The following is an 11158-nucleotide window of genomic DNA, read 5'->3' as shown; positions in this document are numbered from 1 at the left end:
CCCCGCCGATCACATCGAACTCGGCTGGAAGCCCGTGGTGTTCACCAAGAACGAGGCCGGGGAGCTGCGCTACCCGCCGCTGGAGAGGAAGTACTGAGATGGCATCCACCGTCATCGAACAGGTCGACACCTCGGACGAGGTCGCGGAGACCCCCGAAGACACCGGGATCCAGTCGTTCCTGGTCACCTTCAACATCCGCCGCTTCGACCCCGAGGTCGACGACGAGCCGCGTTGGGTCGATTACGACGTGGAGCTCTACTCCACCGACCGCGTGCTCGACGCGCTGCACAAGATCAAGTGGGAGACCGACGGCTCGCTGTCGTTCCGCCGCTCCTGCGCGCACGGCATCTGCGGATCGGATGCCATGCGCATCAACGGCCGCAACCGCCTCGCCTGCAAGACGCTGATCAAGGATCTCGACATCTCGCAGCCGATCTACGTCGAGGCCATCAAGGGTCTGCCCCTCGAGAAGGACCTCATCGTCGACATGGAGCCGTTCTTCGCCTCCTACCGCGAGGTTCAGCCCTTCCTCATCTCGAACTCGAAGCCCGAGGCCGGCAAGGAGCGCGTGCAGTCGATCGTCGACCGCGAGGTCTTCGACGACACCACCAAGTGCATCCTGTGCGCCGCGTGCACCTCGTCGTGCCCCGTGTTCTGGACCGACGGTCAGTACTTCGGCCCCGCCGCGATCGTCAACGCGCACCGCTTCATCTTCGACTCGCGCGACGACGCGGGCGATGTGCGCCTCGACATCCTCAACGACAAAGAGGGCGTGTGGCGCTGCCGCACCACCTTCAACTGCACCGAGGCGTGCCCCCGCGGCATCGAGGTCACCAAGGCCATCGCCGAGGTCAAGCAGGCCGTCCTGCGCGGCGGTCGCTAACCNGCGAACGGCGGGTGCGCCCGGTCCCTGAGCTCGTCTCATGGGGTCGGCGCCCCGCCGTTCGGCGTTTCCGCCCACGTTGCGCGCGCAAGTCGCCGAGATCCCGTCGCTTCGGGCATGGCCGAGGCGACATTCTCCGGCGACCCACGCGCGGGTAGAAAGGGGCCGGATGCCGTGGCTCCACGGAACGGCCGGGGCCGCGGCATCCATTCATTAGGCTTTTCCGGTGACCGATCACCGCCACGACCCGCGGCCGCTGCCCGCGGTGCGCGACGACGACAGCTCGCTACGGGAACGTCTCGAGGCGGCGCAGACGGCCGTGCGCGAGCGGTTGGACGAACCCATCGCGCGTGCCGCGAAAATCGCGGAGTGGTTCCCGATCCGCGTCTGGCGGCACTTTCTACGCCACAACGGCTTCCTGCTCGCCGCCGGCATGAGCTACCAGGCGCTCTTCGCCGTGTTCTCGGCGCTGTACCTCGCGTTCGCCGGGGTCGGGATCTGGCTGGGCGGAAGCAAGACGGCGATCGACGGGCTCATCCACATCGTCAACAGCTACATCCCCGGGATCATCAGCGAGAACGGGCTGGTCAAACGCGAGCAAGTCGAAGCCGTCGCCCAGGAGAGCGGTCGACTGCTCACCATCACGGGCATCGTGGCCGTCGTCGTGGTCGTGTGGACGGCGATCGGCTTCGTCACCTTCACCCGCCGCGCCGTGCGCGACACGTTCGGACTGCCCTTCGACCTGCGCAACTACGTGCTGCTGAAAGCCCGCGACCTGGTCGCGTCGATCCTCTTCGGCATCGCCCTGCTCGTGGGCGCACTGCTCGGCTCGATCACCACCGGCGCCGTCGATCTCGTGTTCGGACTGATCGGGTGGGATCGAGAGACCCTCGGCTGGTCGATCGGCGCACGGATCGTGTCGCTCGTCGTGGCCTTCGGCGTGAACACCGTCGCGCTCGCATCGCTCTTCCGGTTCCTCACCGGCACGACCCTCACCTGGCGCCGCGCCTGGCCGGGGGCGCTCGTCGGCGCGACCGGGATGGTGGTGCTGCAGGTCGCCGCGGGCTTCCTCTTCGTCTACACGCCCTCGAACCCGCTGCTGGCCACCTTCACCGTGCTGATCGGATTCCTGCTGTGGTTCCGCTTCATCGGCATCGTGATCCTCGTCTCGGCCGCCTGGATCGCCGTCGCCGCGGGAGACCGCGACGTGCCGCTCCGTTCTCCCGAGGACCGACTCGCGATGGAACAGGCCGCCCTCGTCATCGCCGCCCAGGTGGGGGTGCGCGAGGCGCAGAAGGAACTTGCTCTCTCGCACTGGCCGTGGCGGTGGCGGGCCAAGCGCAGACTGAACACGGCGGAGAAGCAGCTGGCACGGGCGCGGGCCGACGTCCCGGCACCGCGTCGGGTGTCCCTCATTCCGGACTGATCCGGCGGCAGGCGCCGTTGGTGGACGCGCTGTCTCGGCCGGCCGCCTGTCGATGGTCTCTCTCGGCGGGTGCTCCCTCGGTAGGCCCTCCCCCAGCGGCCCTCTCTCGGTGGCGTTCGCTCTGCAGGCCCCCCTCGGCGGGCCCGATGTCGGAGGTCGTCGATAGGCTCGTCGGGTGGCTCGTTCCGTGCGTATCGTCTCCGTCAACGTCAATGGCATCCGTGCCGCCGTCCGCAAGGGCATGGTCGAGTGGCTCGACGCCTCGGGCGCCGACATCGTCACTCTGCAAGAGGTGCGGGCCACCGCCGACCAGCTCGCCGAGGCCCTGCCGGGGTGGGAGATCGTCAACGACGAAGCTCTCGCGAAGGGGCGGGCGGGAGTCGCCATCATCAGCCGTCTGCCCGGCGTCGAGACCCGCACGCACCTCGGCCCCGAGCCGCTCGACGCGTCGGGCCGCTGGATCGAGACCGACTTCGACATCGATGGCGAGACCATCACCATCGTCAGCGCCTACGTGCACAGCGGCGAGGTCGACACCCCCAAGCAAGACGCGAAGTGGCTCTTCCTCGACGCGATGGAGCGTCGCCTCGCCGAGCTGAAGACCGAGCGCGAGCTGGCCCTCGTGACCGGCGACCTCAACGTGGGTCACCGCGAGCTCGACATCAAGAACTGGCGCGGCAACCGCAAGAACGCCGGGTTCCTCCCGCGCGAGCGTGCGTACTTCGACCGCTTCTTCGGCCCCGCGGGCGAGCAGGTCGAGGGCGTCGACGGCTCCACCGGCACGGGCCTCGGCTGGATCGACGTCGGCCGCCGCGCCATGGGCGAGGTCGACGGTCCGTACACGTTCTGGTCGATGCGCGGAAAGGCGTTCGACACCGACAGCGGCTGGCGAATCGACTACCACGTCGCCACGCCCGCCCTGGGCGAGCGCGTGACGTCGTACCGGGTCGACCGCGCCCCGTCGTACGACACCCGGTGGAGCGACCACTCCCCCGTGATCGTCGACTACACGCTCGGGCGCTGACACCGAGGGCTTCCCCGAGGACGCGGGGCGCCCGCGGCCCGGGGCGCGCGGGTGTCCGGCCCGGAGCGTCGGGGTGTCCGGCCCGGGGCGCGTCAGGCCCGCGACACCGGCATCCGGGTCGTCCTGCGCCGAGGGCGGTGTCCCAGATCGCCCGGCGGGCCGGGTGTCGGCATCCAGGAAACCGCTTCGACGGCAGGAACGTCCCGCGCACGCCGCCTAGGATCGTACGGTGACCACCGAGCGCCTCTACTCCGGAATGCAGCCCTCCGCCGACAGCCTTCAGATCGGCAACTACATCGGGGCTCTCCTGCAGTGGCGCGACCTCCAGGACCAGTACGACGCCTTCTTCTCGGTCGTCGACCTGCACGCCCTGACGCAGCCGGGCGACCCCGCCGAGCGCCGCGAGAAGACCCGCCGCACCGCCGCCCAGTACATCGCCGCCGGCATCGAGCCCTCGCGCTCGACGCTGTACGTGCAGTCGCACGTGCCCGCGCACGCCGAGCTGCAGTGGGTGCTGTCGACCCTCACGGGCTTCGGCGAGGCCGGGCGCATGACGCAGTTCAAGGACAAGTCGGCCCGCTACGGGACGGACGCCACCAACGTCGGACTCTTCACCTACCCGGTGCTGATGGCCGCCGACATCCTGCTGTACCAGACCGATGTCGTGCCCGTCGGCGACGACCAGAAGCAGCACATCGAGCTCACCCGCGACCTTGCCGAGCGCTTCAACCAGCGCTTCGGCGAGACCTTCACGGTCCCCAAGCCCGTGATCCAGCGCGAGACCGCCCGCATCTACGACCTGCAGAACCCCACGGCCAAGATGTCGAAGTCGGCCGAGTCCGACGCGGGCGTGCTGTGGCTTCTCGACGATCCCAAGGTCAGCGCGAAGAAGATCATGCGCGCCATGACCGACTCCGAGGGGTCAGTGCGCTTCGACCGCGAGGCGAAGCCGGGCGTCTCGAACCTGCTGGTCATCTACTCGGCCCTCACCGGCCGCGAGATCACCTCGATCGAAGACGAGTACGCCGGCCGCGGGTACGGCGACTTCAAGAAGGGCCTCGCCGAGGTCGTCGTGAACGAGTTCGAGCCGGTGCGCGCGCGGGCCATGGAACTGCTCGACGACCCCGCCGAGCTCGACCGCGTGCTGGCCGTGAACGCCGGCAAGGCGGCATCCGTCGCCGAGAAGACCCTCACCGACGTGTACGACCGCATCGGTCTGCTCCGCCGCGGCTGATCCTGCGTCTGTCCACCGCCCGCACGACTCTCCGAGTCGTGCGGGCGTTGCCGTTTCGGGGGGGGGCTCGACGCGCGCGGCACAACTCCTGCAGATCCCGCCTCACCCACACCCTTCGCCCGCTTGAAGCCACGATGTGCAGGAGTTGTGCGCGCGACAACGGGCTCCCCGGATCACCGCCGATGACGGGACGCGAGGCCCGCGATCGCCGCCCGCACCATGTCCGGTTGGTACAGGATCTCCTCCGCGAGGAGGCGGAGAGTCGCGTAGCCTGCCGCGGCAGCGGCTCGATCGCGCCGGCGGTCCTCACGCTGGGCGTCCCAAGAGGAGTGGTGGGCCTTGCTGTCGCATTCGATGATGAGCCACCTCTCCACGACGAAGTCGACGCGACCGACGAGGGGAATTCGGACCTGGGTCTCCCACCTCAGACCAAGGCTGCGGAGCATGAGCCGCACGATCGTTTCAGGCCCGGATTCTGCTGTGGGGTCGACGAGCCGCTGGAGCGATCGGAATCTGCGCGGCAGCCGACTGAAGACATCCGCCACCTCGCGCTCCCCGATCAGACCGGAGTTCCACGCGCTGTCCAGCGAAGCCACAAGGCTCCGCGGCGGCTGACACTGGGCGGACTGTACGAGTGCCTCTGGGAGCGGCGCATGTACCTCTCGCGGTGCCGCGGAGCTCGATCGCCAATGCGCGCGGAGGTCCGGGCCCCGGTGTGGCAGACGACTGGCCTCCCGATCGAATTGCACGTGCAGCCGCTGAGCGTCGTGGGCGAAAACGCCTCGCTCTCGGAGGAGGGAGAGGCAGTCGAGACGGCCTCCGTACTCCACCGCGCGCAGCACGTCTCGTGGACACTCGGCCGGCAGGTAGGCGTCGCGACGCGGACGAAGAAGCCGACCGTCGTCGATCGCGCGGGCGATCTCGGCACGGGTCAGGCCTCTGGCACGGAGGTCGCGATAGGAGGCGGAGGCGAGGGACATGCGTCCGAGAATTCCGTCTCGCGACGGGCCGGAACGGCCCAGGCAGACATCTGGGGATAAGTCGTACGGAGCGCGCGACACAACTCCTGCAGATCCGGTCCCCGCAGAAGCGGTATGGCCCTCAGCGGCCGATCTGCAGGAGCTATGCCATGAACACCCCCCGGTAGCGTGGCCGGATGGAACCGAAGATCCTGCGCACCGCCCGCCTCGAGCTGTCGGCGCCGCGCGAGAACGACGTCGCGGCGATCCACGTGGAATGCCAGGATGCCGCGATCCAGAGGTTCACGACGGTACCGGCGCCGTACCTCCCCGAGGACGCGGAGACCTTCGTCGAGCTGACGCGCGGGTGGTGGGCCGAGGGGTCGGAGGCGACCTGGGCGATCCGCCTCGAGGGGCGACTCGTCGGCATGGTGGGCCTGGCGAAGCTGCCCTCGGGCGGTCCCGAGAACGGCTACTGGGTGTCGCCGAGCGCGCGTGGGCGGGGGCTGGCGACCGAGGCCGCGCGCGCGGTCGTCGACTGGGGCTTCGCGCTCGAGCGTCCGGCGATAGAGCGCATCGAGTGGCGCGCGGTCGTCGGCAACGCCGGCTCGGCACGCGTCGCGCAGGCGCTGGGATTCCGCTACGAGGGGCTTCTGCGGCACGCGCACGTGAACTCCCTCGGTCGTTCCGACCTCTGGGTCGGAGGGCTGCTGCGCGACGACGACCGCGCGCCCCAGCCCTGGCGGGTGCTCGAACCCTGACGCAAGGCCCCGTGCCGATGTCGGAGGTCGGTGGCACGATGGGCGCATGCCGGAGATGCCAGAGGTCGAGGGGCTCGTCGAATACCTGCGCGGGCGGGTGACGGGGCTGCGCGTCGACAAGGCCACCGTGTCGGCGATCAACGCGCTCAAGACGTACGACCCGCCGTTGACGGCCCTCGTCGGCGCGCGCATCACGGGCGTCGATCGCCACGGCAAGTTCGTCGACGTGGCGTCCGACGCCGGCATCCATCTCGTGTTCCATCTCGCCAAGGCGGGGTGGCTGCGCTGGTACGACGCCCTGCCCACGACGATCGTCAAGCCGGGCAAGACGCCGATCGCGCTGCGCGTGGGCTTCGACGATGGCTCGGGTTTCGACCTCACCGAGGCCGGCACGAAGAAGTCGCTCGCCGTGTACGCCGTGCGCTCCCCCGCCGAGGTGCCGGGCATCGCACGGCTGGGTCCCGATCCGCTGAGCGAGGGCTTCGACCGGGCGACGTTCGGCTCGCTGCTCGAGGGCCGTCGCACGCAGATCAAGGGCGTGCTGCGCGATCAGTCGATCGTCGCGGGGGTCGGCAACGCCTATTCCGACGAGATCCTGCACGCGGCCAAGATGTCGCCGTACGCCCTGGCCGCGAACCTGTCGGAGGCCGAGGTCGACCATCTCTACAGCGCGATGACGACGACGCTGGCCGAGGCGATCGACGCGGCAGGCAAGCCCCCGGCCGAGTTGAAGGACGCCAAGCGTCGCGGCATGCGCGTGCACGGACGCCGCGGCGAGGCGTGCCCGGTGTGCGGCGACGAGGTTCGCAGCGTGTTCTTCGCCGACAACTCCCTCGAGTACTGCCCCACCTGCCAGACCGGCGGCAAGCTGCTCGCCGACCGTCGACTGTCGCGACTGCTCAAGTGACCGCATCGCGAGACGCGGGGTGCGAGACGCAGCGCCGCGGGGGCCGGAGAGAGCGACCACGAAACGTCGCCGTATGACCGGGAATGAAACCGCGAGAGGCACGTTGAGTAGGATCAGAAGTGCAAAAACGTGCTCCGGGGTCGGTGAGAATCCGAACCGGCGGTGACAGTCCGCGAACCCCTCCGCTCACGCGGTGGGGCCGATCCGGTGGAATTCCGGGACCGACGGTGATGCGAGGGTGAGCCCTCGCTAGTCCGGATAGGAGGCAGCACGGACGGCGCGACACGCCTTCCCGCTGGCCCTGCCCCGACTCCGCGGGAAGGACAAGGAAATGGCATCCGCCGTCGAGATCGACGCCATGCGGCGAGCTCTGCAGCTCGCCCGGCGCGGCCCGCGCGGGCTCAACCCCCAGGTGGGCGCCGTGATCCTGTCGCCTGCGGGTGAGGTTGTCGCCGAGGGATTCCATCGCGGCGCGGGCACCGCCCACGCCGAGGTCGACGCGCTGTCGAAGCTCGCCCCCGGTGCCGCACAAGGCGCCACTGCCGTGGTGACCCTGGAGCCGTGCAATCACACCGGTCGCACCGGCCCGTGCGCTGTCGCGCTCATCGAGGCGGGCATCGCCCGCGTGGTCTACGCGCTCGACGACCCCACCGACGCGGCGGCCGGTGGAGCCGACCGCCTGCGCGCAGCCGGGGTCGACGTCGAGGCGGGACCCGAGGCGGATGCCGCCGAGGCGCTCGTCGCCGACTGGACGCACCTGCAACGCAGCGGCCGCCCGCACGTCATCGTGAAGTGGGCGCAGAGCCTCGACGGTCGCGCCGCGGCCGATGACGGCACGAGCCAATGGATCACCGGACCCGACGCCCGCCGCGACGTGCACGCGCGCCGCGCGCAGGCGGACGCGATCGTCGCCGGCACCGGCACCGTCCGTTCCGATGATCCGGCGCTGACCGCGCGAGCGGATGACGGGACGCTGCTCGAGGACCAGCCGATGCCGGTCATCATCGGCGAGAGCGAAACGGCTCCGGATGCCGCGGTGCGCCGCCACCCGCGCGACCCCCTGTTCTGCTCGACGCGCGACCTGCGCGCGGTGCTCGCCGATCTCGCCGAGCAGGGCGTGCAGCGCGTGTTCGTAGAGGGCGGGCCGACCCTCGCGAGCGCCTTCGTGCGCGAAGGCCTCGCCGACGAGCTGCTCGTCTACATCGCGCCCGTGTTGCTCGGCGGTTCGCGCCTCGCACTCGGAGACGTCGGCGTGCCGAGCATCGACGCGGCGAAGCGCCTGGCGGTGGCATCCGTCACCTCCCTCGGCGACGACCTGCTGATCGTCGCCCGCCCAGCCGAGACCGCACCCGAAAGCACCGAGACTGTGCCCGCGACCGCGGGCGAGAACGAAGGAGACGCCTGATGTTCACCGGAATCGTCGAAGAGATCGGGGCCGTCACGGCCGTCGAGCCCTCGGGCGACGGCGTGCGCCTGACGCTGCGCGCCCCCCTGTCGGTGTCGGACGCCGGCCACGGCGACTCGATCTCGGTGAGCGGTGTGTGCCTCACCGTCGTCGATCAGGGCGACGACTGGTTCACCGCCGACGTGATGAAGCAGACCCTCGACATGTCGACGCTCGCCGACGTCGCCCCGGGCCGCGCGGTCAACCTCGAGCGCGCGACCGCCGCGCACGGCCGCCTGGGCGGGCACATCGTGCAGGGCCACATCGACGGCACCGGTGTCGTGCGCGAGGTACGGCCTGGAGCGCAGTGGAGCGTCGTGCGCGTCGGCATCCCGTCCCCCCTCGCCCCCCTCGTGGTCGACAAGGGGTCAATCGCGATCGACGGCGTCTCGCTCACCGTGAGCGCCGTGAGCGAAGCCTCCGAGCCCGAGCCGTGGCTGGAGGTCTCGCTCATCCCCGAAACCCTCGAGGCCACGACACTCGGCCGCGCCGAAGCCGGCACGCCCGTGAACCTCGAAACCGACATCCTGGCCCGTCATGTCCAGCGCATGCTCGCCTTCCGCACGACAGAGAATCCCGCGGCGACCGCCGCACAGACCGAGAGGGGCTCCCGATGAGCCTGTCCACCATCCCCGAGGCCCTGGAAGCCCTGCGTCAGGGGCGGCCGATCCTGGTCGCCGACGACGAGAACCGCGAGAACGAGGGCGACGTCATCATCTCGGCGCAGCTCGCGACCCCCGAGTGGCTCGCCTGGACCGTCCGCTGGTCCAGCGGTTACGTCTGCGCCCCCATGCCCGCCGAGTGGGCCGACCGTCTCGACCTGCCGCCCATGGTCGAGGTCAACCAGGACGCCCGCGGCACCGCGTACACGGTCAGCGTGGACGCGGCATCCGGAGTCACCACCGGGATCAGTGCCGCCGACCGCGCGCGCACCCTCAACGTGCTCGCTGCACCCGACTCCGAGCCGTCGAGCCTGATCCGCCCCGGACACGTGCTCCCTCTGCGCGCGGTGGACGGCGGCGTGCGCGAGCGCGCGGGGCACACGGAGGCCGCCGTCGATCTCATGCGCCTCGCGGGGCTCGAGCCCGTCGGTGCGATCGCCGAGGTCGTCGCCGAGGACGGCAGCATGATGCGCCTGCCCGGACTGTTCGAGCTCGGCGAGCGCGACGGCATCCCGGTCATCACGATCGAACAGCTCATCGGTCACCTCAACGAGACCGACCCGCTGCCCGCCACCGCGCCCGCCCGCCGCCGCGTGAGCCTGCGCGCCGAGTCGAACGTCCCCACCTCGCACGGCACCTTCCGCTTCCTCGCCTATAAGGACCGCATCACCGGCACCGACCACCTGGCGGTGGTCTCGGGCGACCTCACCGAGACGGCGCCCCTCGTGCGCGTGCACTCGGAGTGCCTGACGGGCGAGGCGTTCGGTTCGCTGAAGTGCGAGTGCGGGCCGCAGCTCGAGGCGGCTCTCGACACGATCGACCGCGACGGCGGCATCGTGATCTACATGCGCGGTCACGAGGGTCGCGGCATCGGCCTCATCAACAAGCTGCGCGCCTACAACCTGCAGGAGCGCGGCATGGACACCGTCGACGCCAACCTCGCCCTCGGCCTGCCCGCCGACGCGCGCGATTACGCCGCCGCCGCCGGCATCCTGACCGACCTCGGCGTCGAGAAGGTGCGGCTGCTGACGAACAACACCGACAAGGTCGCGCAGCTGCGCGGCTTCGGTCTCGATGTCGTCGAGCAGGTTCCGCTGCTCGTGGGCGTCGGCCCGAACAACCACCAGTACCTCGAGACGAAGCGCGACCGGATGGGTCACATCATCGCCGAGGACGACCTGCGCGATGCCCTCGCGCACATGAAGGAAGAGAGCGCCTGATGGCCGGCAGTGGAGCACCCGAGACCGGCGGCGTCGACGCGTCGGGCCTGAACGTCGTCGTGGTCGCGGGAACGTGGCACGAGGTCATCACGAACGGTCTGATCGCGGGCGCGAAGCGCGTGCTCGACGCGACCGGTGCGACCTACCGCGTCGTGCGCGTGCCCGGCTCGTTCGAGCTCCCCGTCGCCGCCAGCGCGGCATTCGAGGGCGGAGCGGATGCCGTGGTGGCCCTGGGCGTGATCATCCGGGGCGGCACGCCGCACTTCGAGTTCGTCTCGTCGGCGGCCACCGACGGTCTGACCCGCGTGGCCCTCGACGCCGGCAAGCCGGTCGGCTTCGGCGTGCTGACGCTGGACGACGAGCAGCAGGGCCTCGACCGTGCGGGGCTCGAAGGCTCCAAGGAGGACAAGGGCGAAGAGGCCGCGGATGCCGCGATCCGCACCGCCCTCGTTCTGCGGGAGCTGCGCGGCTGACGCGTCGTTCCTGACGGGCCCGGTGACCTCTGCGGTCGCCGGGCCCGTTCTCGTCCGAGGGGTGCAGGGGGCTGAGCCCGTCGACGCCACCGAGGTCCGCGCGTCGGGGCGCGCCCTTCGACAGCCTCAGGGCCGCTCGCGGGTCCGGGGCCGTGCGCGCGGGC

At 70.4% G+C, this 11158-nt stretch carries 11 protein-coding genes; 10 read left to right on the top strand and 1 reads right to left on the bottom strand.

Going from position 1 to position 11158, the window contains the following annotated elements; translation table 11 throughout:
• Nucleotides 1-98 precede the first annotated feature (98 nt).
• From ASE56_RS07175 to trpS, 4 genes are all read left to right on the top strand, one after another.
• Complete coding sequence (locus ASE56_RS07175) at nucleotides 99-884, top strand: succinate dehydrogenase iron-sulfur subunit (protein ID WP_056226742.1); 786 nt, start codon at nucleotides 99-101, stop codon at nucleotides 882-884.
• A 226-nt stretch (nucleotides 885-1110) separates the two neighbouring features.
• On the top strand, nucleotides 1111-2310 hold the full coding sequence (locus tag ASE56_RS07170; protein WP_081349632.1) for a YihY/virulence factor BrkB family protein: 1200 nt from the start codon (nucleotides 1111-1113) through the stop codon (nucleotides 2308-2310).
• Between the two features lie 175 nt (nucleotides 2311-2485).
• Nucleotides 2486-3334: an exodeoxyribonuclease III gene (locus ASE56_RS07165; RefSeq protein ID WP_056226738.1), complete on the top strand. Its 849-nt coding sequence runs from the start codon at nucleotides 2486-2488 to the stop codon at nucleotides 3332-3334.
• A gap of 229 nt (nucleotides 3335-3563) precedes the next feature.
• A complete protein-coding gene (trpS, locus tag ASE56_RS07160) occupies nucleotides 3564-4568 on the top strand; it encodes a tryptophan--tRNA ligase (RefSeq protein WP_082450344.1) in 1005 nt (334 codons plus the stop codon).
• A 173-nt stretch (nucleotides 4569-4741) separates the two neighbouring features.
• Here trpS and ASE56_RS17710 read toward each other — a convergent pair whose 3' ends face one another.
• Entirely contained in the window at nucleotides 4742-5014 is a 273-nt protein-coding gene (locus tag ASE56_RS17710) for a DUF559 domain-containing protein (RefSeq protein ID WP_235556944.1), read from the bottom strand.
• 710 nt (nucleotides 5015-5724) lie between these two features.
• On the opposite strand from ASE56_RS17710, the gene ASE56_RS07150 reads away from it, so the two are divergent.
• From ASE56_RS07150 to ribH, 6 genes are all read left to right on the top strand, one after another.
• A complete protein-coding gene (locus ASE56_RS07150) occupies nucleotides 5725-6288 on the top strand; it encodes a GNAT family N-acetyltransferase (protein WP_056226734.1) in 564 nt (187 codons plus the stop codon).
• 46 nt (nucleotides 6289-6334) lie between these two features.
• Nucleotides 6335-7195, top strand: coding sequence for an Fpg/Nei family DNA glycosylase (locus ASE56_RS07145; protein ID WP_056226731.1), 861 nt, complete (start codon nucleotides 6335-6337; stop codon nucleotides 7193-7195).
• A 331-nt stretch (nucleotides 7196-7526) separates the two neighbouring features.
• On the top strand, nucleotides 7527-8600 hold the full coding sequence (gene ribD, locus ASE56_RS07140; protein WP_056226730.1) for a bifunctional diaminohydroxyphosphoribosylaminopyrimidine deaminase/5-amino-6-(5-phosphoribosylamino)uracil reductase RibD: 1074 nt from the start codon (nucleotides 7527-7529) through the stop codon (nucleotides 8598-8600).
• A complete protein-coding gene (locus tag ASE56_RS07135; protein ID WP_056226728.1) occupies nucleotides 8600-9256 on the top strand; it encodes a riboflavin synthase in 657 nt (218 codons plus the stop codon). The genes ribD and ASE56_RS07135 overlap by 1 nt, the downstream gene beginning before the upstream one ends.
• Nucleotides 9253-10521 (top strand): bifunctional 3,4-dihydroxy-2-butanone-4-phosphate synthase/GTP cyclohydrolase II, encoded by a 1269-nt coding sequence (locus ASE56_RS07130; protein ID WP_056226726.1) that lies wholly within the window; start codon nucleotides 9253-9255, stop codon nucleotides 10519-10521. Before ASE56_RS07135 ends, ASE56_RS07130 begins: the two co-directional genes overlap by 4 nt.
• Nucleotides 10521-10994, top strand: coding sequence for a 6,7-dimethyl-8-ribityllumazine synthase (ribH, locus tag ASE56_RS07125; RefSeq protein ID WP_056226723.1), 474 nt, complete (start codon nucleotides 10521-10523; stop codon nucleotides 10992-10994). Before ASE56_RS07130 ends, ribH begins: the two co-directional genes overlap by 1 nt.
• Nucleotides 10995-11158 lie beyond the last annotated feature (164 nt).

This window comes from Microbacterium sp. Leaf203, from assembly GCF_001421275.1.
Classification (GTDB): domain Bacteria; phylum Actinomycetota; class Actinomycetes; order Actinomycetales; family Microbacteriaceae; genus Microbacterium; species Microbacterium testaceum_A.
The sequence above is the reverse complement of the archived record's forward strand: the minus strand, read 5'-3'. Positions and strand labels throughout refer to the sequence as shown.